Source organism: Paenibacillus sp. FSL R7-0048 (genome assembly GCF_038004505.1).
Lineage (GTDB): Bacteria > Bacillota > Bacilli > Paenibacillales > Paenibacillaceae > Paenibacillus_AQ > Paenibacillus_AQ odorifer.
The window spans coordinates 614,131-637,109 of record NZ_JBBORF010000001.1 but is presented as its reverse complement, the minus strand read 5'-3'; the positions used below and the strand labels follow the sequence as shown (position 1 = coordinate 637,109).

At 45.6% G+C, this 22,979-nt stretch carries 25 protein-coding genes and 2 riboswitches; of the genes, 5 read left to right on the top strand and 20 right to left on the bottom strand.

The annotated features are described in order from the left end of the window. Window positions 1–15: 15 nt before the first annotated feature. The 5 genes from NSQ91_RS02805 to NSQ91_RS02785 form a co-directional block, all read right to left on the bottom strand. Window positions 16–1,764 carry a spore germination protein gene (locus NSQ91_RS02805; protein WP_143763881.1) on the bottom strand — a complete coding sequence of 583 codons (1,749 nt, stop codon included), beginning with the start codon at window positions 1,762–1,764 and terminating at the stop codon, window positions 16–18. Between the two features lie 111 nt (window positions 1,765–1,875). Then, the gene (locus NSQ91_RS02800; RefSeq protein ID WP_340916327.1) at window positions 1,876–2,202 is read right to left on the bottom strand and encodes a thioredoxin family protein; all 327 of its coding nucleotides are present in this window, start codon (window positions 2,200–2,202) and stop codon (window positions 1,876–1,878) included. A gap of 37 nt (window positions 2,203–2,239) precedes the next feature. Then, on the bottom strand, window positions 2,240–2,632 hold the full coding sequence (locus tag NSQ91_RS02795) for a MerR family transcriptional regulator (protein WP_076185170.1): 393 nt from the start codon (window positions 2,630–2,632) through the stop codon (window positions 2,240–2,242). A 145-nt stretch (window positions 2,633–2,777) separates the two neighbouring features. Further along, the gene (locus tag NSQ91_RS02790) at window positions 2,778–3,413 is read right to left on the bottom strand and encodes a ThuA domain-containing protein (RefSeq protein WP_076185171.1); all 636 of its coding nucleotides are present in this window, start codon (window positions 3,411–3,413) and stop codon (window positions 2,778–2,780) included. A 48-nt stretch (window positions 3,414–3,461) separates the two neighbouring features. Continuing rightward, window positions 3,462–4,082, bottom strand: a complete 621-nt coding sequence (locus NSQ91_RS02785; RefSeq protein ID WP_256716508.1) for an SDR family NAD(P)-dependent oxidoreductase — start codon at window positions 4,080–4,082, stop codon at window positions 3,462–3,464. 326 nt (window positions 4,083–4,408) lie between these two features. Between NSQ91_RS02785 and ytxJ the strand changes: the two genes are divergently transcribed. Both ytxJ and NSQ91_RS02775 read left to right on the top strand, forming a co-directional pair. Next, the gene (gene ytxJ / locus NSQ91_RS02780) at window positions 4,409–4,735 is read left to right on the top strand and encodes a bacillithiol system redox-active protein YtxJ (RefSeq protein WP_076302354.1); all 327 of its coding nucleotides are present in this window, start codon (window positions 4,409–4,411) and stop codon (window positions 4,733–4,735) included. Beyond that, window positions 4,732–4,971, top strand: coding sequence for a glutaredoxin family protein (locus NSQ91_RS02775; protein WP_076124465.1), 240 nt, complete (start codon window positions 4,732–4,734; stop codon window positions 4,969–4,971). Before ytxJ ends, NSQ91_RS02775 begins: the two co-directional genes overlap by 4 nt. 99 nt (window positions 4,972–5,070) lie before the next feature. Here NSQ91_RS02775 and NSQ91_RS02770 read toward each other — a convergent pair whose 3' ends face one another. The 6 genes from NSQ91_RS02770 to NSQ91_RS02750 all read right to left on the bottom strand — a co-directional run bounded on the left by NSQ91_RS02770 (window position 5,071) and on the right by NSQ91_RS02750 (window position 12,523). Next, window positions 5,071–7,395, bottom strand: coding sequence for a histidine kinase (locus tag NSQ91_RS02770; RefSeq protein WP_076304352.1), 2,325 nt, complete (start codon window positions 7,393–7,395; stop codon window positions 5,071–5,073). A gap of 104 nt (window positions 7,396–7,499) precedes the next feature. Continuing rightward, entirely contained in the window at window positions 7,500–8,126 is a 627-nt protein-coding gene (gene kdpC / locus NSQ91_RS02765) for a potassium-transporting ATPase subunit KdpC (protein ID WP_081391851.1), read from the bottom strand. Window positions 8,127–8,163: 37 nt separating this feature from the next. Continuing rightward, window positions 8,164–10,197 (bottom strand): potassium-transporting ATPase subunit KdpB, encoded by a 2,034-nt coding sequence (kdpB, locus tag NSQ91_RS02760; protein WP_076124469.1) that lies wholly within the window; start codon window positions 10,195–10,197, stop codon window positions 8,164–8,166. A gap of 16 nt (window positions 10,198–10,213) precedes the next feature. Beyond that, entirely contained in the window at window positions 10,214–11,890 is a 1,677-nt protein-coding gene (gene kdpA, locus NSQ91_RS02755; RefSeq protein WP_076304351.1) for a potassium-transporting ATPase subunit KdpA, read from the bottom strand. A gap of 12 nt (window positions 11,891–11,902) precedes the next feature. Beyond that, window positions 11,903–11,980 carry a K(+)-transporting ATPase subunit F gene (gene kdpF / locus NSQ91_RS31960; protein WP_076101420.1) on the bottom strand — a complete coding sequence of 26 codons (78 nt, stop codon included), beginning with the start codon at window positions 11,978–11,980 and terminating at the stop codon, window positions 11,903–11,905. Window positions 11,981–12,106: 126 nt separating this feature from the next. Further along, window positions 12,107–12,523, bottom strand: a complete 417-nt coding sequence (locus tag NSQ91_RS02750; protein ID WP_076304350.1) for a hypothetical protein — start codon at window positions 12,521–12,523, stop codon at window positions 12,107–12,109. A gap of 250 nt (window positions 12,524–12,773) precedes the next feature. Beyond that, a riboswitch (cyclic di-AMP (ydaO/yuaA leader) is annotated at window positions 12,774–12,963 on the bottom strand. A 419-nt stretch (window positions 12,964–13,382) separates the two neighbouring features. Then, window positions 13,383–13,547: riboswitch (cyclic di-AMP (ydaO/yuaA leader) on the top strand. 68 nt (window positions 13,548–13,615) lie between these two features. Here NSQ91_RS02750 and NSQ91_RS02745 point away from each other — a divergent pair. The 3 genes from NSQ91_RS02745 to NSQ91_RS02735 are packed head-to-tail and all read left to right on the top strand — an operon-like array spanning window position 13,616 to window position 15,199. Beyond that, window positions 13,616–14,170, top strand: a complete 555-nt coding sequence (locus tag NSQ91_RS02745) for a hypothetical protein (RefSeq protein WP_076124474.1) — start codon at window positions 13,616–13,618, stop codon at window positions 14,168–14,170. Window positions 14,171–14,184: 14 nt separating this feature from the next. After that, window positions 14,185–14,706, top strand: a complete 522-nt coding sequence (locus NSQ91_RS02740) for a hypothetical protein (RefSeq protein ID WP_051490930.1) — start codon at window positions 14,185–14,187, stop codon at window positions 14,704–14,706. A 40-nt stretch (window positions 14,707–14,746) separates the two neighbouring features. After that, window positions 14,747–15,199, top strand: a complete 453-nt coding sequence (locus NSQ91_RS02735) for a hypothetical protein (RefSeq protein ID WP_076304349.1) — start codon at window positions 14,747–14,749, stop codon at window positions 15,197–15,199. A gap of 580 nt (window positions 15,200–15,779) precedes the next feature. Here the strand turns inward: NSQ91_RS02735 and NSQ91_RS02730 are convergent. From NSQ91_RS02730 to NSQ91_RS02690, 9 genes are all read right to left on the bottom strand, one after another. Further along, complete coding sequence (locus tag NSQ91_RS02730; protein WP_143762355.1) at window positions 15,780–15,971, bottom strand: hypothetical protein; 192 nt, start codon at window positions 15,969–15,971, stop codon at window positions 15,780–15,782. A 31-nt stretch (window positions 15,972–16,002) separates the two neighbouring features. Next, complete coding sequence (locus NSQ91_RS02725; RefSeq protein ID WP_076124479.1) at window positions 16,003–17,283, bottom strand: ABC transporter permease; 1,281 nt, start codon at window positions 17,281–17,283, stop codon at window positions 16,003–16,005. Then, entirely contained in the window at window positions 17,276–18,178 is a 903-nt protein-coding gene (locus tag NSQ91_RS02720; RefSeq protein ID WP_036676693.1) for an ABC transporter ATP-binding protein, read from the bottom strand. The genes NSQ91_RS02725 and NSQ91_RS02720 overlap by 8 nt, the downstream gene beginning before the upstream one ends. Window positions 18,179–18,182: 4 nt before the next feature. Then, on the bottom strand, window positions 18,183–19,112 hold the full coding sequence (locus NSQ91_RS02715; protein ID WP_076304348.1) for an ATP-binding cassette domain-containing protein: 930 nt from the start codon (window positions 19,110–19,112) through the stop codon (window positions 18,183–18,185). An 18-nt stretch (window positions 19,113–19,130) separates the two neighbouring features. Next, complete coding sequence (locus NSQ91_RS02710) at window positions 19,131–19,526, bottom strand: GntR family transcriptional regulator (RefSeq protein ID WP_076124482.1); 396 nt, start codon at window positions 19,524–19,526, stop codon at window positions 19,131–19,133. Between the two features lie 60 nt (window positions 19,527–19,586). Further along, window positions 19,587–20,315: a hypothetical protein gene (locus NSQ91_RS02705; RefSeq protein ID WP_076124484.1), complete on the bottom strand. Its 729-nt coding sequence runs from the start codon at window positions 20,313–20,315 to the stop codon at window positions 19,587–19,589. 836 nt (window positions 20,316–21,151) lie between these two features. After that, a complete protein-coding gene (locus NSQ91_RS02700) occupies window positions 21,152–21,616 on the bottom strand; it encodes a DUF420 domain-containing protein (RefSeq protein ID WP_076124485.1) in 465 nt (154 codons plus the stop codon). Between the two features lie 26 nt (window positions 21,617–21,642). Next, window positions 21,643–22,563, bottom strand: a complete 921-nt coding sequence (ctaG, locus tag NSQ91_RS02695; RefSeq protein ID WP_076124487.1) for a cytochrome c oxidase assembly factor CtaG — start codon at window positions 22,561–22,563, stop codon at window positions 21,643–21,645. Between the two features lie 85 nt (window positions 22,564–22,648). Beyond that, a complete protein-coding gene (locus NSQ91_RS02690; protein WP_036682505.1) occupies window positions 22,649–22,975 on the bottom strand; it encodes a cytochrome C oxidase subunit IV family protein in 327 nt (108 codons plus the stop codon). Between the last annotated feature and the right edge of the window lie 4 nt (window positions 22,976–22,979).

Here is a 22,979-nt window from a genome sequence, read left to right as displayed (position 1 = left end):
CTTTACTTCGATCTCTCACCCTTTGCGTCGGGGGTCCTTCGGCTTCAACAGCGTAGGGCGGCCTGTTAGAAATTGCAGTGGCATACGGAATATAAAATCTTTCCAATCCTTAATCTTATACGGTATAAACATGCCAAGATAAGGCATGCCGAAGCTTTTTAGCTTGATTAAATGGGCACTCAGGAAAAGGAAAAATAACACAACTCCATATAATCCAAAGACTGCTGCAGAAAACATCGCTATAAAACGGAGCATACGCAGCGTCATTCCCGCACTATACATAGGGATGGTGAAGGAGGAGATTGCTGTAACTGAAACAACGATGACTAGAATTGGACTCACAATTCCCGCTTCTACCGCGGCTTGGCCGATGATTAGACCGCCAACAATCCCCATCGCGGGACCGATAGGTTTAGGCAGCCGGAGTCCAGCCTCCCGTAATATTTCGATTGAGGTCTCCATGATCAAAGCTTCGATTAATACCGAAAAAGGTACACCTTGGCGGGAGCTGATGATTGAAATGGCCAACTTTGTCGGAATCAATCCCGGCTGAAAGGAGAGGAAGGAAATATATAGTGCCGGTGCAAACATTGATATCAATGCGGCGAGAAAACGCAGTAAGCGCACCAACGACCCCACCATCCACCGATCGTAATAATCCTCTGGGGATTGCAACAGCATCCCGAAGGACACGGGCATGATCAAGGCAAAGGGTGTGCCATCCAGCAGGATAGCTACTCTCCCTTCCAATAACGCTGCCATTACGCGGTCAGGTCTTTCCGTATTCTGAATCTGCTGGAATGGCGTGAAGCTATTATCTTCGATTAATTGCTCCACATAACCAGATTCTTGCACATCATCTATATCAATCGTCCTAATTCTTCGTTTGACTTCTTCGACAAGTTCATCATTCGCGATATCTTTGATATAAGTTAGAACCAGATCCTTCTTCATCCTCTTTCCTACAGTAAAAGAAATCATGGCTAGCTCTGTGCTCTGCCCATGTCGGCGCAGTAATGCCGTGTTATCACTTAACGTCTCATTAAATCCGCTTCGAGATCCCCGCAAGACAGCTTCTGATTCAGGCTCCTCTATCCCTCTTGTGTTCCCCTTCGGGGTGCTGAGCACAATAGCCTCCGGTATCCCTTCTACTAACAGCACTACAGAGCCGAACAATACCTTTTGAAGGGAGAGCTTCACATTATCCGTAAACTCAACTTCCGAAATAAGCACGATCTCATGAATGAGAATATCTTTTAGATCCTTTGCTTCCGGTATCGTATGGGGATCCTTAAAAACCTTATAGGCATCCATTAAAGGCTTCAGAATATTCCGATCCATTTTATCTTTATCTGTCAGTCCATCTACAAATATAAGGGCCGCTTGCAGCTTTATACCTCCGATACGCAACTCCCGAAAACTCACATCATGCATATCTGTGCTCATCTCTTTAAATCTTTGCAAATCCTCCCGAAATTGACCGCTATAGCTTGCTCCTGTAGGAGATTCTTCACTGATTCCAACGGAATCGTCCGCCTTAGTAACCTTTTTCGTATTGCTAGAACCTAGAGATGCTTCTCCGTAAGGAACCCCACCACCTATGCTGCCGGCAGCTTTTTTTGCTCTAGTACTTATCGTATCTTCCTTTACATTAGCCCAACTCATCATCCGGATTAGAATAAACGGAACGAAAAAGATCATAATAGCTTGGAAAATCACACTCCATTTAGGAATTATCTCTAGAATAATATTCCACACCCTCATCACCTCCTTTATAACTGTGTTCGTATTTTTTACCGAAGATGGGTAAATCATGCACGCAAAAAAGACCCCACAATATGGAGTCTCCCTAATTTCATCTTTAAAATTATCGCCTTATGCTTGAAGAACCTTGTTCAGTATGCCTTGGTAGGCTGCTTTCGGACGCAGACCGACCAGCTTTTCCACGGGCTGCCCCTCTTTATATACAATGACTGTAGGCATCCCCATAACACCCGCTTCTCCAGCCAAATCCGGCAGTTCATCACAATTCACCTTAACAATAGAAACATCGTCTCCATATTCCTGGTGAAGATCTTCCAGAACAGGCAGCAGCACCTTACAAGGGGGGCACCATGGCGCACCATAATCCACCAGTACCGTTCCTCCACCACGTATTTCTGACCGCACCCAATCCTCACTATCGGCATTTATAATAGACATTTGCCATTCCTCCTCATATTTTTCAACACCAGCAGTACTATTCCAAGTTCTCCAGTGGACACGTTCCCAACTTGCTCTCATCCTGCTCCTGCAGAATAGATGCCATTCGTTCTTCCAAATTCCTCTTGATCTGATTCAGCTCTACAAGCTGACGTTCAATATCTTCCAATTTACTGCGGTATAGTGGCATCACTTCTGCGCAGAAAGCTTCTTTGTTCTTCAAGACACAATGTAGAAAGCCCGCGATCTGCTCTGTCGACAGACCCAGGTTCAAATATAGTTTAATCGTTTCTACCGTCTCTACAGCAAGTGAAGAATACTCCCGATATCCGTTGGCCTGACGGATCGGCGAGATTAATCCTTGACTCTCATAGTAACGAAGTGAACGGACGCTTACGCCCGTCAGTTTAGCAAGCTCACCTATTTTCATAGCATTCTCCCCGGGGTTCATGAGAATTGTTCTACACCAGTATAAACCCTGACACCAATGTTAGAGTCAACAAAAAAAATCCAACCGCAGCTAACCCGCAGTTGGACTCGTGTTTTATGTTACAACAGGTATATCCGCTTATATCCTACAATAATCCTGCCGCCCAAAGTCCACCTCTAAGAATCATCTGGCGAAAGGGCTCTACGGAAAATGACGGCAAATGATGACCAGGCATTAAATAAACAACCCGGCCTAGACCAAATTCATGGCACCAAGCCGCCTGCCTCATTGCCCCATCATGAGGATATTCCATAAGCACAGTTGTTTCGAAATAGGGATGCTGCTCAAAATAATAAGGCTCATCATCGATCACAAATTCTTCGATCCCCTGCATAATGGGATGCTCCCGTGCCGGTATGGACATCTGGAGCGAAGTGAATTCTGGATGATGAGTGAAATGCGCTCCCAGCATAGCGCCTAGCTCCTGATTACGCTGTAAGGAGATTCCGTTATGTACCACTAGTAATCCACCACCGTTAGCCACATAGGAGAGCAATGCGCTGCTTTGTTCCGCCGGTATTTTATCATCGGAGAATTCGGTATAGGAGATTACCAGCTTGTAATCAGATAATGTTTCTTTATTAAGCAGCCCATAATCCTCCGAGGAGAATACCTGCAGGTCATTGGCAAGGATCTGCTCAATCTCCCGGTCTACTCCCGCAAATGGGTGATATTTAACCTCCGAATAACTTCCGAGTGCCAGTGCTTTTAGTGTAGACATCCTATCATCGCCTTTCTTCGTGTACTTTTTTGATTACGGGAAGACCATCTACCAAGGCCATGTATTTCCATCCACATCAAGATAGGCCGGCTCATCCCCTAGATGCTTTTTATACTCCATAACCTGACTTATAATCTGGTCTGCAGACACATCGGATGAAATATCCGCTTGCTCATTTTTTTCGCCATGCATATAAGTCTTCATCCAGCCGGGGTGAAACACCATCACTTGACCCCCAAGCGTCTTTAGATGATTGTGCATCAGGGAGGATTGCATATTGAGAGCCGCCTTAGACATGCAGTAGCCGTACATATTAATACGTTTATTTCTGCCAATGCTGCCCGCTTCCGAAGAAATATTAACAATCAATTTATCCTTACTTTGCAATAAAAGTCCCATAAGTGCATTGCTGACTCTCAACGCGCCTAGCGTATTCACATTATAAATCTCCGCCATGCCCTCATCATCCATATCCACCAGCATCGTAGCATCATCTGCGGAATGAATAATTCCGGCATTATTAATAAGAATATCAACATGCCCAGTTCTGCTGGCGATAGCCCTTGCTGCCTGCTTTACACTGTCCTTACTACCAATATCGAGTGGAATAAGTTCCAGCTGTTCCGGATACTCCTCTTTAAGCGCTTTCAATTCATCTGTATCTCTCATTGTCCAGCAAATACTGAGAACTGTTTCTCTAAAAGAGAGTGCACAAGAGACAATCCGAGACCCCGATCAGCTCCAGTCACACATGCAACTCTGTTCATTCTTATCAACACTCCTACCTAGTAAGGATTATTGAAGCAAGCTGTCTTCCTTTCACCTTAGCATGCCGTCCTCTTTTTTTCAACGCACTAAAATGAGGGTTTAGTCATCCTTGGATTAGCTGCTCCAGAATCCTTTTTGTTTTAAATTTAATATATGTTACAATCATGATTACAGGTTGTTAACAACACAATGGTTAGTAAAATAACGATCCCAGGAGGGTGATATCTATGTCTATTCAACAACTTCATACATTGGAAGATCTTGAGCAGTATGTGGCTAAACCTGGCAAGAAGCTGCTGTTCAAACACAGCACTACCTGCCCGATTAGCGCCAAAGCTAATGAAGAATTCCAGGCTTATCTAAAGGATGCGGATACTGCAGCAGCAGTAGTTCTAGTCATCGAGGATCGTCCAGTTTCCAATCAAATTGCCGAGGATTTCGGGATTAAGCATGAATCTCCACAGCTCTTCCTGCTTGAGGATACTGAGGTCCGCTGGAACACTTCCCACTGGAAGATCACAAGAGATGCTATCAAAGAGGCTGTGAACCAATGAGCCAGCAAGTGATTGTTTATTCAACAGCAGGCTGCAGCGACTGTAATCTGGTCAAACAATATCTTACGGAGCAAGGTATCCCTTTTGAAGTAAGAGATGTTATGACTAGCACCGTCTATCAAGAGGAAGTCGAAAAGCTTGGTTTCATGGGTGTTCCTGTTACTGTAGCAGGGGATCACGCCACCAAAGGATTCAATCTTCCCGAGCTGAAAGCACTTCTCGAAGCTGCTCAGTAATTCATTCGTTTAATTATTTAGCACTTGATATATGCTTACAAAAAAGGGGATTCCAGCAGCCACTCGGCAAGGAATCCCTTTTTTTCATTGTTCTAAAGCTTAGGGTTCCTCACGCATAAGATTTGCCACGACCAGTACATCTACATTTCTGGCCGAACGCAAAATCTGTTTAGTGACATCCCCGCGTAGCCATTTGCGCACCCATGAGCGTTGGGACTGGCCGATAATAATCTGTGTGCTCTGTAAGGCTTGAGACCTTTCAAGCAGCAAGGAAGACACTCGTGCCGGGAGCACGTTAGGAATCATCTTAAACGTTCCACCCAGTCGTTCCGTCAATTCTTTCAAATCATTAATTCGTTTATCGTAAGAAGGCCCGCTCTGCTTATATTCCTGTACGTACGTAACATACCAGCAAGCTTTTAGACGATAGGCAATCCTAAAACCGCGCCGAATCAGACGTTCCGCATGATCTCCTAAGGTGATGCACACATAGATCACTTCCTGCCGCCGCCAAGGTCCCCGCAGCGACCCGACACGTTCCCAGGCCTCCAGACGTTCATCCACATCATCAGCAATTTCCCGCAGCGCCAGTTCACGGAGGGCGATTAGATTGCCGATTTTGAAAAAAGCACCCAGCGCCTGATCCACTTTGGTCATCGCATATATTTTTCCATCCTTCATCCGCTCTTGCAGTGTTTTGGGGGATACATCGATAAGTTCAACTTCGTCGGCCCGTTGCAGAATGCTGTCCGGGAAAGTCTCTCTAACTCTAACTCCGGTAATTTGTTCTACTGCATCATTCAAGCTTTCTAAATGCTGAACATTCACAGTGGAGATTACAGAGATCCCCGCATCCAATAACTCCATAACATCCATATACCGCTTCTTATGCTTGCTGCCCGGCATATTGGTATGTGCCAGTTCATCTACCAGTACGACCTCCGGATTACGCTTAATAATAGCTGCCGTATCCATTTCCTCAAGGACAGCCCCCCGATAGTCAATGCTCAGTCGCGGAAGGATCTCCAGATCACCGATCTGTTCAAGGGTTTCTTTACGTCCATGCGTTTCTAGTAGTCCAATAACAACATCGATCCCTCTCTTTAAGAGATCATTTCCTTCTCGCAGCATCTTATAAGTCTTGCCCACCCCGGGAGCAGCACCAATGTACACTTTAAATGTGCCCCCACGAATCGCATCGATTTTATCCTTTACTTCCTGAGTACTTAATCTGTGATAGGCATCAGCTTTCCGCTCATTTCGGCTCTGCCGGGTAGGAAGAACACGTTCTCCCTCACGCTCAGCACGATCAGCCACGAAAAACACATCTACTCCACGGATTTGCTTTAACAATGAGTTAGCAATCGAACCCTTCCACAGCTCCTGCCACGCCGTTTGCTTAGAGTGACCCATAACGATACGGGTAATATTATGCTGGATGGCGTATTTCACTAGAAGTCCCGGAATCTCCCTCTTCGAGCGAAAAGAAATCTCCTCCATCGAGGCCCCAATCTTCTCAGTCAGCTTCCATAGGGATCGCTTGAAGGTTGCTGCTTCCTTAGAGGGCGTCAGGCCCTGCTTCCAGAAGGATACCACCGCCAGATCTCCGTTTAACCGTTTAGCGATTTGCTGCCCACGGCGGATATGAATCGAGCCATTCCAATAATACTGTGCGGACACCAACACTTTTTCGGCAATCCCCGAAGCCCCCAGCAATCCTTGCTCCTCCCGATGCTTCTCCAGCGAACCATTAACATCCTCCGCAACCATTCTCAGAGCCAGCTCCCGCAGCTTGCTTAGATTCCCCTTGTTAAAAAGCGAAGTCCGCTGCTTCTTGCCCAAATGTCCTTCGGACAAACGTTGAAGTATCTTTTCCGGAGTCACATCAATTAGAACGATATCATCTGCAAGGGTGAGCACTTCCGCAGGCAAGGAATATTCCACCTCAATCCCCGTCCACTTCCGCGCTAGATCTGCTGCGCCCTCCAGCTCGTATACGTTTACAGTTGTGATGACACTAATTCCACAGCCCAATAAATATTTGATATCCTCCAGCCTAGTCGATCTCTCCGCACCCTCGCGATTATGATGAGCCAATCCATCGGTCAGTACAACCTCTGGATTACGCGCCACAATGGCCTCCACGTCCAGATCCTTCTTCTCGATCTCCTTCTGAAACCAATGAATACTTGGAATCCGTTCCAAGTCACCCAGCTGATCCCTTGTTTCTGGACTTTGGTTGGTTGAAACCGCACAGATTACAACATCGATGCCCTGTGCTTTCAGCGCCTGACCCTCACGCAGCATCTGATAGGTCTTGCCTGATCCACTGACCGGACCTATATAGATCTTCAGACGTCCACGATGCAGCTCATAAATAGAGAGCAGCAGTTCCTCCGGCGTCTTCCTCCGATATGTTCCCATCAAGACCACTCCTTAATAACCCGTTCACCCATTCACTCTTCTATGCCAGAAAGCAAGATATCCCTGACCCAGTTTGAACAATCGGGCAGGGATATTAGCTATATTTATTTGTTCGTTAATTTCTGCAGCTCCATGTTCAGCTTCAGAACATTTACCCGCTTTTCACCAAACAGCCCTAGATCGCGACCTTCGGTCTGCTTATTCACTAGCTCTTCCAGCTGCGCGGCTGGAATCCCAGTCAAATTACTGATCCGGGGAATCTGCACAATTGCCGACGCAGGAGTGATATGCGGATCAAGACCTGAACCCGAGTTGGTTACTAAATCAACCGGCAGCTTGTTTGCAGGCACATCCGGATTATCAAGCTGCCACTGTGTGATGGAATCCTTCGTCCGCTGCAGCATATCCGGGTTGGATGGGCCGTAGTTATTGGAACCTGAGGCTTCCGCTTTATAATCAATGCTGGATACACGGCCATGGAATAATGCCGGGTCCGTAAAGCTTTGCCCGATGAGTTCTGAGCCCACAACTACTCCAGCGTCATTCTTCAGCTGACTGCCGTTCGCTTGCGATGGCATCAGAACTTGAGCAATCGCTGTAGTAGTCAGAGGATAAATCACTCCGCAAAGAACAATAAACACTAGACATAGCCGTAATATAATAAAGAAATTAGCACCCTTCGATGATGACAACTGTTCTTCAGCGTCCGCATTCGATTTTCTGTTATTCACGATGCTCTCACCCTTTCAATGATTAGTCAATCCGTTGTTATATCCATACACTTACGAGCAAATCAATAAGCTTGATGCCCGCAAAAGGAACGACTACTCCACCTAAACCATAGATAAAAATATTACGTCCCAGCAGCTTCGTAGAACTCATCGCTTTATACGAGACACCTTTCATAGCCAATGGGATCAGCAGCGGAATAATAATCGCATTAAATATTAATGCAGATATAATTGCCGAGCTAGGTGAACCCAATCCCATGACATTCAGGGCTTCCATTTCAGGAATAGCGAGCATGAACATTGCCGGAATAATTGCGAAGTATTTAGCGATATCATTCGCAATACTGAACGTTGTCAACGCGCCCCGCGTCATCAGTAGCTGTTTACCAATAGCTACAACCTCAATGATCTTCGAGGGATCGGAGTCCAGATCAACCATGTTTGCTGCTTCCTTAGCGGCTGTAGTCCCACTGTTCATCGCTAAGCCCACATCAGCTTGGGCAAGGGCAGGTGCGTCATTCGTACCATCACCAGTCATTGCCACCAGCTTGCCTTCGTTCTGCTCACGGCGGATAACCGCTATTTTATCCTCAGGTGTACTCTCTGCAATAAAATCATCTACCCCTGCTTCACGGGCAATAGTAGCTGCGGTCAGCGGATTGTCCCCTGTACACATGATAGTCTTGATTCCCATTTTTCGCAGCTCATCAAACCGCTCTTTCATGCCTGGCTTAACTGTATCCTTTAAGTAAATAAGTCCATAAATCCGGTTGTCTACCGCAACAGCAAGCGGGGTCCCCCCCATCCGAGCGATAGCATCGGAATTACTGTCGAGGTTCGCGGGAATGACTCCGCCTTTCGACTGTACCCATTTCTTCACGGAATCGACTGCCCCTTTACGAACAGATCGTCCATCAAGTAGATCTATACCACTCATCCGGGTCTCAGCCTTAAACTCTACGAACTCTCCGCCTTCAGCAAGTTTGCTGTCATAGCTGCGCTCCAGCTTCTTAGCCAGCTCAATAACCGAACGTCCTTCCGGAGTCTCATCCTTTAGCGAACTAATAGCTGCCCAAGCCGTAAGCTCAGCTTCCGTTTCATCTCCAACAGGCACAAAATCACTCGCCATCCGGTTTCCGAAAGTAATCGTACCGGTCTTATCTAGAATCATTGTATTAATGTCGCCGGCAGCTTCAACGGCCTTCCCTGACATAGCAAGGACATTAAACTGTGTGACGCGGTCCATCCCTGCTATCCCGATAGCGGAGAGCAGTCCCCCGATTGTGGTCGGGATCAGACAGACCAGCAAGGCGATCATAACAGGAATATCTAGATCAACGCCCAGATAAGTCGCAATAGGCCGCAAGGTCACTACTACAATCAGGAAAATCAACGTCAGACTGATCAAAAGTGTATTTAGTGCAATTTCATTGGGTGTCTTTTGGCGTTTCGCCCCTTCAACGAGGGAGATCATCCGATCCAGGAATGACTCACCGGGATCACTGGTAATTTTGACTTTAATCTCATCACTGACTACCCGGGTGCCGCCTGTGACTGAGCCAAAATCTCCGCCGGCTTCCTTAATAACAGGTGCAGATTCACCTGTAATTGCAGATTCATCTACGGAGGCCAGCCCTTCAATTACTTCACCATCGCCAGGGATAAGTTCTCCCTGACTGACGATGACAATATCTCCTTTACGAAGCTCGGAAGAAGAAACGGTCTTCACAGACCCTCCAACGAGTTTGTTAGCTGTGATATCCTGTTTCGTTTTCTTGAGTGAATCCGCCTGGGCTTTCCCGCGGCCTTCAGCCAGCGCTTCAGCGAAGTTGGCAAACAGCACTGTGAATAGCAGAATGAACAACACTGTGATATTGAAGCCTACCGATTTCTCTGCATTAAAATATCCGGGGGCCAGTACCATAAGCAATACAATAATCGTACCGATTTCGACTACGAACATGACCGGATTTTTAATTAACGTCACCGGGTTAAGCTTAATAAAGCTATCCTTTACAGCGCTTAGGAGTATGGGTCCCGTCAGCAGCTTTTTTCTTTTTACAGTACTCATCTTGTTCTCCCTCTTCCTACCGTAAGGTCAAATATTCTGCAATCGGGCCGAGCACAATGACTGGCAGAAACGTCAGAGCCCCGATAATTACTACGGTACCAATCAGAATTCCGGTGAACAGACCATTGTCTGTGCGGAATGTGCCAATCGTCTCAGGAACTGGCTTCTTCTGGATCAGTGAGCCTGCAACTGCCAGCATCGCGATTATAGAGACATAACGGCCAAGCAGCATTACGATCCCGGTTGTAACATTCCAAAAGGTGGTGTTGTCCGCAAGCCCTTCAAATCCTGAACCATTGTTCGCGGCAGAAGAGACATATTCATATAACACTTGGCTAAGTCCATGGAATCCGGGATTCGTGATGGAACCGTTGCCCAAGTCCGTTAAGAACGCACCTGCTGTTGGTACAAGGATAATGAACGGATGCACAAGGATAGCAATCGCAATTAGCTTCATCTCCTTGGCTTCTATCTTTCGCCCGAGAAACTCTGGTGTTCTGCCAACCATTAGTCCACATAAGAAGACACCCATGATGGCATACATCAGCATATTGATTAGTCCGACACCTTTTCCCCCGAAGACGTTGTTGAGCATCATTAGGGCCAGAGGGGTAATGCCACCCAGCGGTGTCAGCGTATCATGCATATTGTTAACACTACCTGTCGTAGCTGCCGTTGTTACCGAAGTGAACAACGAAGATTGCGGGATACCAAAACGTACCTCTTTACCTTCCATGCTGCCTTGCGAAGACTCGATCCCCAGCGTATTGATAGCTGGATTGCCTTTGGTTTCCGCATAATAATTCAATCCCAGCAGTAGTACGAACAAGGTCATCATTGCTGTGAAAATCACCCAGCCCTGACGTTTGTTCTTAGCGAACAATCCGTACATATATGGCAAAGAGGCTGGCAGCATCCACATAGAGAGAATCTCCAGAACGTTCGTAAGTGGATTAGGGTTCTCAAAAGGATGTGCTGAATTGGCTCCGAAGAAGCCGCCACCATTCGTACCTAAGTGTTTAATTGATTCCAAAGAAGCGACTGGACCGATAGCGATTTGTTGCGTCTGCCCTTCAAGTGTAGTGACCTCAAGCGATGGCTTGAGCGTTTGTGGCACATGCAATCCTACCAGCACCAATGAAACTAACAGAGCTAATGGAATGAATACACGAATATGTGCTTTTACGAAGTCCTCGAAAAAGTTCCCGACTGATTTCTGTCCTGTAATCCCTCTGACAAAAGCAACCGCAACAGAAAATCCGCTCGCTGCAGACGTGAACATCATCATCGTGATGACTGCCATTTGTGAAAAATACGATAGTCCCGTCTCCCCGCTATAATGCTGCAGGTTCGTATTGGTCATAAAGCTGATCACCGTATTGAATGAAAGCGTCTGTTCCATATCGGCAATTCCATTCGGGTTCAGCGGCAATCCCCGCTGTAATCTTAGAAAAATATAACTGAAAGCAACCAGTACGATATTAGTTAGAACAAAGCTGAGTGCATACTTCTTCCAGGACATTCCGTCCCGTTTTTTCAGGCCGATCAGCTTATAAATACCTTTCTCTGTGCCTGCAAACCAGCGATCCGTACGATTCGGTTCGTTAGAAAATACATGATATAAATACGTTCCCATCGGCTTGACCAGCAAGATGAGAATTACAATTACGACGACTATTTGCAAAATGCCCATGAATGCCCCTCCTTAAAATTTCTCAGGATGAATCAACGCGTAAACCAGATATATAAACAACAGTAGGGTAACAGCGATTACTAGAATCACAGCTTATCCCTCCCCGTATCCTCAACTACACCTGCGCACCAGCGCATAAAGCCATAAAATAACCCGTAAATTACAGCTAACGAAGCCACCATATACAGATCCATCATATCTTCCGCACTCCTTCCATTATCCTTGATGAGGTGATCTATCGATTAGAAAATCAGCATCACCACTATGGGAATAGATTACATAGCTCGCACCAAGTCTTTTATAGACCAATCTAGGATTTATTGAACTTGTAATCACAAAAATCGGCTGTGTCGTCCAGGTACGGCACATCTGAATATAGCGGCAGCAAAGCGGAAAGCTGCTCTCAAACAGATATACCCTGCCTACCGGGAACGATGGGCGAAACCAAGTGCTCTGATGGCGGGTATCCACTAGAATAACATGCTCAATCCCGAGCTCCTCAAGTAAAGCTTTCTCAGCCACATTGTTGGTTAATCCCGCCATCTTAATACCCCTGAACTTCAGAAGTTTAATGAAATGTTCTCCCGCCTTTGTAGGCGCACATACAAGCACATATTCATTCTGATCCGTCATCTTTTTTCTCCTCCTGCTCATTTACAACAAGGAGGCAACGAAAATCTCCGAAAGGATGTTGACCTATCGTCATTTTCGGGCACAACCTAAAGCTCGGTTGTGTCACGTCATTAGACGCTGCCTTACAAATACCGCTAATGATGAATTTAGCGACCTCTTAGGGGAGGCCTCCATAAATGCTTTGCTTCTAAGAGCACAGCAAAAAGCCACAAAGGATCTCCTCTGTGGCTCGCTAGCGGTCACATTGCACTCATCCTCTCTCCATACGCTTACGAGGTTAGCTGTCGGATTCGGGCGGTGAGAGTCGCCCTACCTGTATAGATGCGAGCTCACTCGCACCCTCTACAGGATTCACCCCATAATCGGCTTCCGACTCTCACATCGGCTGCCGATTGTTGGTTCCCCCGCTTTCCTTACCGGAAATTAAGCGGATCAAATATTCGATTGTCGTTGAAACAGGAGTAATCATACTCTTATGCACGAAGACTTGTAAAACCTGAATGATGCCAAAATAATGCAAATTAAAAACTATTTTCCCATTAGATAGCGCTTACTTGATATCTAATCTCTCTATATCTCTTGTTTACTCGAGTTTGGAGCGTTTAATCGCTATCTATAACCCATGTGATTTTATTCACCTTTTTAGAGCGAAAATACTGCAAATTCCCATTATAGGTAGAAACGCAAGAAGCTGAGGCTGAGCGAGAAAGAGGCGCGATAACACGCCATAAATACCTATTTACCTCGTTTTTCAGTCGTAGTCGGCAGGATATGGTTAAAATTGCTCTAAAAGAACATTTTCCGTTTTTTACAGAAAATCTTGAAAAGAGTATGATTCGGGTTGAATCTAATTCATAAAAAACAATCAACGCTGAGTTCCTGCATTCGCAGGGAACGGGGGAACCATCAGGCCACCTGGCCTACTTGGGGTGAATCCAAAGGAGACTGCATAAGTCTCAATAGGTAGGGCGACTCTCACCGTCCGAATCCGACAGCTAACCTCGTAAGCGTAAAGAGAGAGACCCTTGATCCGCCACGCTTTGGCCCAGGTATATCTGCCTGTAATCCAAAACCGCAGCAGAGGTCCTCCTCTTGCTGCGGTTTTTGCGTTACCTGAGCTTATTAGGTGATAGCACGCTGGATGGGGTGAATGTTTTGAAGCACTATTATTTAGGGATACATCAAGGGCTGCTTGAGCCGATAAGTCTAAATTACGTTTGTTTCGGGGCCTTGTGGTTCGAAGAACATAATCACAGGTACATTGTAGGCTATGCATTTGGCCAGAACCAGATCCAAGCCCTTCGCCAGTTCAGCACACCTTCTTCTTGTAAAGACTGTTTAGACTCTAAGATTGTATATGAGATATATAAAAAAATTCGAGAACAACAGCAGCAGCAGGATTGGTCATCACACCAAAAGCTCCCGTGGTTTACAGCCTTCAAGGAGCCTTGGAAAGATGTAAGCGCCGGTTGGTATGTCTTGAGATCCCGCAGCACCTTTCCCTTACATCTATCTGTTATACGAAAAGAGAAGTTCCGACTATGGCTAGAGCATACCGCAGTCTGTGAGAATAAAATGGAGATGCTCGCTTGTGTAGAAAAGGCTAGTGTCACTCATCATGTTGACTTAAAGCTTTTGGAAATCTAAGGAGGAACCCTACTATGGACCAGCGCAGACTATCCCGCATTGAAGTATTTGTATTGGATGAACCCGAGCCTATTCACTATGGAATGGAAGGGGCTGAAGGCTGCCGTTATGGTATTCTGAAGCTCACCTGTAAGGGAGGCTGCAGTTGGGGGGCTTGTCTGATTTCTGCCAACACCAAAAATTTCGATCTCATTAAATGGAGTTCTTTTTTACGGGCTATCTGTCATTGCCGTCTTGAGGAAGCGCTGGATAAGGTCCGCCGCGAAGGTTCAGATTGGGAGCAGGTTAAGCTTGAGCTAGTTCAGGGTGCTTTGCAGGATTTAAAGGCCAAGCTCCAGGGTAAATCCTTGGCAGGGCATATTCAGCAAGGGCGTCTGTACAGTGTTGCAGCAGGGGGGAGCAATTCCAGAAGTGAACGGCTCTACTACAAGCCTTCAAAAGCTTTATCCACTGCCTCCCAGCAGAAACACAGTTGCCCGGAACCAGACACCGCCGATCTTATCAATAAATCCATCTCTTACTTTTCTATATTATAGATTCAAGCAAATCTCTCATTCTGAAAGGATCGTGTTCACCATGCCTGACCCCTTACCTCCCGAGTCCACCTACAGTACTAAATTTGCAGAGTATGTCCAAAAGTATACTAATGAAGTCTACGTACTTAGTTCCATGTTGTTAGAACAATCTAATGAGGCAGACAAGATTACTATCCGCACCTTCACAGAGCTTCATAAAATATATCGTCAGGATGATTTCGATCCTCAGTTATTCTCTATCCACGCTTACCGCACTTGTATTCACCAGTGTGCTGATTCTTTTGCCCGGCGCTCCCTTCTATCGGCTAAGGCATTACCTTGGGAGGAACAGCTTGTGAAGGTCATGTGGTACGGTCTAAAGCTGCCTCTTTCTCAAATAAGCATTATTCTGCAAAAAAGTGTTCCCGCACTGAAAACACAGCTTAGAGCTGTACGGGAGCAGATGACCACCCAAACGGATATACTAACGAGCGCAAATCTTTCTATAATTTAGTCACTGACTAGAATTCAGACAATCTTTAAGCGCATGAAGCATCTAACGGACTCAGGAGCCTTTAATTGAAGCTTTTCCACAAATATGGCCGGCGTTCGGACTCCAGAGTCACTAATTGTTTATAGAGCACCAAATATACGCCTACTTCCACTCAATAGCATCACTGGAGTCCGCACCCCCTTCAAAAGACCTTGAAATCGCCAAATAACGCCTTCTGAGTCCGAAAGTAAAAATCTCGAGCGATGAGCGTCTCGGATCGTCTTAAAGCAAGCCCTAATCATCTTCCACCAAGGCTTACGGACCCAGATGACGTTACTTACACGTTTATCGCCTTTTGAGCATAGTATCGGACTCCAGTGCAACTATTTGGTTAAAAGAGCTACTAATTCACCATTTTTCATGCCAATAGCGACTATAGTGTCCGATATCTTGCTAAATCTCGATGATTGTTGCATTTAAGTGCTGCTGGGTCCGTTAGCTATATCAGCTCGTATACAAAGAGATTGCCAACTCAAAAACGGGGATATCCCAACAACCATAAATGGTTGTTAGGATACCCCCGAAAATTCAGTTCCTACTATTACACTTTACTCTTACGCGCCTTACCGTACATCCACAATCCTGCCAACATCCCCACTATAGCAACACCAGTCAATACGCCTTGAACGAAATCCATAAAAGTGGAGCCATCCGGAAGCATTCTACTAACCGTAGCCAGCGATACCGAACTCATTAAAAGCATAATGGTATATTGTTCGCTTGTAGACATCATTAGCACTCCTTAAAAGTTATATGAGGTCTTCTTAGATCTTGTAAGCTTTCATTGCTTTTCTGATTTCTTTAATACTTGGGCGTTTGCCGTACATCAGTACGCCGGTACGATAGATCTTGGCTGCCAGCCATCCGAAGATGAAGGTAGTCACAAGCAGGATCAGCAGCGATACAATGACTTGCCAGATCGCCACCTCGCCGACACCAATTCGGAGCAGCATCGTCAATGGTGAGGTGAAAGGCACATAACTCGCTATCTTAACCACTAGAGTATCTGCATTGGAGATACTGAACAGTGGAACATAGAACGCTACGAAGCCTAACATCATGATTGGCATTACCGCCTGACCGAGATCCTCCGTACGGCTGACAATCGAACCTACAGCCGCATACATCAAGGCATAGAGGAAGTAACCTAATACGTACAAGACAAATCCATAGAGCAGCAAGTTAATATTGAGCTGGCCTAAATCGAGATCAAAATCAGCCAATACAGTCGCATTATGCGGGAGCGTCAAATTGACGACGATCGCTGCGACAAAGATCCCAATTTGCAATATTCCTACTAGGAAAACACCGATAACTTTACCGAACATTTGCGCTAAAGGTGAGGCACTTGTAATCAGAATCTCCATAATCCGCGAGCTTTTCTCAGAAGTTATCTCTGCGGCAATCATGTTGCCTGTCATCATAATGGACATAAAGAACAACATAAGCATGGCATATACGATAATGTAGTTAATGGCTGGAGTGTCCTCCTGAGAGCTTTCACTGCCACCGCCTGCGTTAAGCTGTTGTGTAGTAATCTGCACAGGCGTTGACATTGCAGCAATCTGTTCAGAGGTCAGCTTGTCGCCAACGATGAATTGTGTGTTTGCTTGCTGAAGTGCATTTTGGAGATAAACTTGCACATCTCCGTTTAGTTCCCCATCATTACTATGATAAGTAACGGGTGGAAGCCCTTCACCAGTAGGTTCCGCAAAAGTAACATAACCTTCTACGGTCTCTTCATCTAATGCTTTCTTTAACTCGGCATCCTCCGCAGAAGCATATTGTACTATCTTAGCCTGTGGCATGCCCTCTGGCGCAGTATAAGCCTTCAACAATTCTGCAACCTGATTTCCCTCTTCAGCAATCACAGCAATTTGAGTAACTTCACTTTTGGCCGAATCACCCTTAAACTGATCGATGATATAGGGAAGATTCATCCCTATGCTGAGCAATAATACTAGAATCAAAGTAGTAATCATAAATGATTTCGTTCTAACTTTATTTTTAAAGGTAAAGCCGATAATTGTCCCCATCTTATTCATTAGATTCACCCACCGCTCTGATAAAGATTTGGTTTAACGTAGGTTCCTTGATTTCAAAATGCTCCACTTCACCCTGTGCTATCGCCTGCTGTAAAATACGCTGTGCTGCACCGATCTCACTGATCGATAACAGATACCCACGCTCCAGCCGTTTAACTGCTGTAACACCTGCGATGGACTCCAAACCTTTTACCTCATTAGCTGTACGCAGCAATACTTCTTCCCGCGGGTAGCCATTCTTGATCGTGCGGATATCCCCTTGAACGACCGTATTGGATCGATCGAGAATCGTAATGTTACGGCATAGCTCTTCCACATGCTCCATCCGGTGCGTAGAGAAGAGGATACTTGTTCCCGAATCACGTAATTCTTTGACCGTATCTTTCAGCAGCTCCACGTTTACTGGATCCAGCCCGCTGAAAGCTTCATCTAGAATCAGAATCTGCGGCTTATGAACGACAGCGGCGATAAAGCCCATTTTTTGCTGATTTCCTTTGGAAAGCTCTTCTATTTTTTTATTGTAATAATCCGGAACCTCGAATCGATCCAGCCAATAGCGCAAGCTCTTATCTGCATCACTAGCTGACATCCCACGCAGGCGGGCCAAGTAAACGATTTGATCGCTGATCTTCACCTTAGGATATAGTCCACGTTCTTCGGGCAGATAACCCATAAGTTGCTGCAGTTCACTGTTGAAAGGTTTTCCGTTATACAAAATCTTGCCTTCATCAGGGTAGATTAGGCCGAGCACCATACGCATCGTGGTTGTTTTCCCCGCGCCGTTCGCCCCCAGTAATCCGTAAATTTCCCCTTTACCTACGGTTAGGTTAATTCCGTTTACTGCGGTTTTTTCTCCATATTGCTTAACTACACTTTCCAGCTTTAAGGCTTCCATTTCTCTAGTCCCCTCTCTTGTGGTCAATTAGAATAGGACGATGACCCTGTGTCCATAAACTTAATATTTCGTCCAGTTCCAAACTGCGGCTCTTGATAACCTTTACGCCCAAGTCATGAATGCGTTTCTCGTTTTCAGAAAATTGTTCTATGATAAAAGAAGCTACACCCGGTGTATCCATGGTAAAGTGCAAGCCTCCTGGCAACTCAGCCGATAACTCCGCAAGCTCCTCTTCACCCGCAGCATTCACCCAAACCTCGGTCCAAGCACCGAACAGACTGTCTTTTTCAGCCATACCCAGCAGTTCTCCCCGATGCATAAGGACGATATAATCCGCCAGCCGCCGCACCTCATCCACAATGTGTGTGGAGATGATAATCGTTGCGTTGTGCTCATCCATATATTTACGAAGTGTCTCGATCATAATCTTCCAGGCAAAAGGATCAAGACCCGATGAAGGTTCATCCAATAGCAGCAGACTTGGCCGTGCCGCAAGTGCTGCAGCAATTTCGAATTTCCGGCGCTCCCCTTTAGACATCTTCGAAAGTCTCATATGATACGGAACCTCAAAGCGATCCATCAGCTCGTGAAAATACTGATCGTCCCAATTTGGATACCAATACTTCCGAAATCGAGCTGCTTCCGCTGCATTCCAGTGGTTCTCCTCAGTAATTGACGTTTCAGGAACATAGGCAATGGTCTGGCGAAGCTCCAGAGACAACCCGCTATCATACCTGTTCTCGAACCAATAAATCTCGCCTTCCTCTGGATTAGTCAGCTGCATCAGCAGATTCAGCAGCGTGCTTTTGCCGGATCCATTCTGACCTACCAAAGCTGTAATATATCCTTTAGGCAGATTCAGGGTCAGTGGCCCTATCGTCTTGTTTCGCCGCCGTTTAAGTACATTCCGCAATTCTATAGCCATCTGTACCATATGAGTAAGCGCCCCCTCTCAATCCTTTTCTCTATACTTGCGTTCTACAATCTCCATAAAAATCTGTTCAAGTTCATCCTTGCTGCAATGTACCGATCGGGCGATATCCACTGCACTTTCAAGTGCTTTGCCAACCGTTTCACGTTTATATTCTTCCATGGCTCCGTCACCTACATGGGATACAAAGGTACCTGTTCCTTGTCGCGTTCGCAGCAAACCTTCGTTCTCCAGATCCTGATATACCCGCCGCACGGTAATTACACTGCATTTCAGATCTCCTGCGAACTCACGAATCGAGGGCAGCAGCGTACCTTCTGTAATGACTCCGCTAATGATTAATGATCTAAGCTGAGTCTCTATTTGATGATAGAGGGGCTCTGCACTATTTTCGTTGATTTGTACCGGTATCCACATTATTTACACCTCGCCTTCCACTCTAGCGTGCTAGAGCGCAGTCCTTGCCATTTCCGATTTTTATATGAGATTGCGACTTTTCAGCCGATGTATAGTCCATTTAGAGAATAACTGTACAGATATTGTTCCCAGCAGAAGTGACCCCCACATGATCGGAGATAACAGCCCCCACTCCTTCGAATAGGAGATACTGTATAAGAACAAACTGCCTCCGCCCAGTGTAACTAAGAACGATGTTGCCCACGATAAAACTACGATAAGCAATGTTAGCCATAGATAAGCTTTGCCGCTAAAAAGATATTCAATAAAAATATATAGACCTGAGACCATGAATCCGAAGCCGAGCCAAGTAATCGCAAAAGCTATATACGAAGGAACCGCCAGTTCTGCCCGGAAATTCTCTCCTAACAAGTAAATAATAACGAAGAATAACGTACCATTTAGAGTAAAGGAGCCCACACCCTGAAGTTTCCTCCGCGATAATATTACTGCAGCTGGGATCGGTAAAGTTCGTAAGTAAACCAACATTTTTGTGTAAGAGTCTTCACTCCAATATTTCATGGAGCGGCGAGAGAATGTTAATCCCAATAAGGGGATAAAGGAGAGAAATAAGAAATCCGCTAGCATCGTCCGATCCTGCTCACCTAGTACATCATTTGCTATCAGGCTAGTCAGTCCACCAAGATAACTCATAAAAACAACTGTTATTACGAGGGTCCCTAATATTTTTAATTTGTCTCCGCGAAAATCAGAGCGCAACATAAACCATGAATCTTTTAATGTTCTCATTAATGCTAACCTCGCTTTACAATGTCTTCAGCGTCTAGCAGAAGCAGGTGTTCATATCCCTGTGCTTACTGTATATATCTATATACACAGTATATGACCTTGGTTTTTCATTGTCAATCCTGTAACTGGAAATTATTCAAAAGAAATAGGAGGTTTGGGCAACCTCATACTTCAAGCTTATGAAGACACTCTCAAACGTTAGGTAACGCTTATTAATTGAGATTAAATACAATGAAGGGGAATTGAGGCAGAATGCTGCTACGGGGGCGAATGTAGCTGGGATAATGGAGTTTATTAGATAATTCATTCTGGAAATGAAGTAGTAAGAGCTCACTCTTGCTTCTATGCAACGTGTTGGTGTGATGTTCGTTATGGAGGCGAGTGCCGGAGCGGATACTGGTTCAAGTTCGGGCGGGGGTTCGGATATGGGCGACTGCCGGACGGATTAACATTAGGGAAAAACTCCCTAAAATCTGCCCAACCGAGCTTAGATTATTAGTTTTTAGGGAAATCCTCCCTAAAAATTCAGCTATTACTCCGTTATTGAGCTAAATCCATTCAATTTCAGGGAGTATTTCCCTAATTATGGCCTTTTTGAGCTATTTTCGTTCATTTTCAGGGAGGTTTTCCCCAATTACATCTTTTTCGTGCTAACTTCGTTCAATTTCAGGACAGATCCCGAAGCTCCACAAACCAAAATAAGCCCATCACCCGCAATCCCTACTCAGGAACATGCAGATATATAGGCTTATTTCATAACTATTTACGGTTCTGCTACTCTAGTGCTGTTCATTCGCTCAACGCACTAAACTCTGTGCTCTATTCAAGCACTTATTTTACGCACCCAAAATAACTTCCCACACCGGCTTGGTATGTCCACCTGGATACAAAACATACAACAGCACGTACACCATAACGCCTGTAATCGCTGTGATAAACCAGATTATGGATGTCACTCTGCCCCACTTACGGTGCTTGGAATACTTCGCCTTGAAACCAAGTGTTAACGTAGTAAGTCCGAATACCGCAGCTACGGTTGCCAGAACGATATGGAAGATCAAAAACACTTGATAAATTGTCTTCAGTTCATCCGGTCCACCCCATGAGGTATTTCCCACAAACAACGTTCTCGATACGTAAACAATAAAAAACAGCAGCGCAGCGATAGCGGCAGCAATCATCGTTTTCTTATGCGCCTCGCGTTTGCCCTTGATAATGAGCCACCAACCTATAGCCACCAGCACCGCGCTGATCACGATGAATGACGTACTAATAGTCGGAAACACTGTGAAAATATCCATGATTCTCCCCCTCGGCAGTCTACCAGTTATGCACGGTTCAAGTTGCTCTCCTGAAGTGTTGAGGATGGCGTCGACAATTCATCGTCGTCTTGTCCGTTCTCTTTTTTATACCAATGATAGAACACATAAGCAAGCATAGAGGCAAAAATAAATTCCTGAATGAACTTCATCGCAATGCCTCCCACCTGTTGATCCACCTTCGGCGACATCACTTCAAAGAATGCAGGACCTCCAAAATTCTGAAGTAAAACAGAGGGGTCTCCCGAGATACAATAGCCCATAGCACGCGCCCAAGTCTCTGGATCACTGTAAGTGGCGTAGAGCGGATGATCGGCAAATATAATCAGCCCGCAAGCCGGCGTCAGCAATACCATGTTCAGAAAAATAAATCCAATCTTCCCAAGCCCACTCGCCATACGATGTTCCGGCAGCGGATTAATCAGTGTCCACCACATTAAAGCAGAAGTCAGGAACAAAACAATGTAATAAATACGATGAACAGTAAAATGCAGCATCACATAATCATGAATAACAGGAATATGGTACAAGGAAAAAAGCCCGTTAAACAATAGAGCAGCTACTACCGGATGAGCTAAAAAAGATAACCGCCGAAGCGGATTCACCTTTAGTATCCTGCGCCAGATAAAATCTGGAATTCCAAGCATAATCAGCGGCACCGCTACCAGATAAGACAAGGCCATACTGACCATGTGGAAGGAAAACATCATATGCCCTAAAAGGCTAATGGGTCCTCCTTGTGCCAGGTAAAGGGCAAGCATCCCACAGACAAATAACGCTCTACGCCAAAATGGCACCGGTAATGAATCGGCATAACGCCCAGCAATCGGACCAATCCACACAAAATAACCTGCTGTCAGCAGCAGCATTACCGCTAGAAAAAGCGGACTCCATAGTTCAGCAAAACTAAAGTATTCTAATCCCAGCATAATCCCAACCTCCTAGCGCAGGAATTCATATATCTAAACATCAAAAAGAGGGGGCATCGCAGCCCACCTCTTTCATTATCGTCCGTTAATTCCACCAAACCCAATACAGCGACATAACAATACAGGTCCCAGCGATAAAGAAGCCACCCAGCATGAAGAGAATCGGCAGAAGATGCCCTTTATCTTTTAGATGCATCCAGAAGCCCATCTGCACAATGACCTGAAGAACAGCCATTACCAGCAGCAAAATAATCGCAAAGGTTGCATTTACGCCCCCAGCCGCAACAGCAGCGAAAGCAATCAATGTTAAGACAATGGAGAAAATAAAGACAACAATATGTTTCTGTGGTCCTTCATGCCGATGACGTTGCTTATACCCGCCGCTATCTGGCATATGCTGATCCGTCGTCATAGTG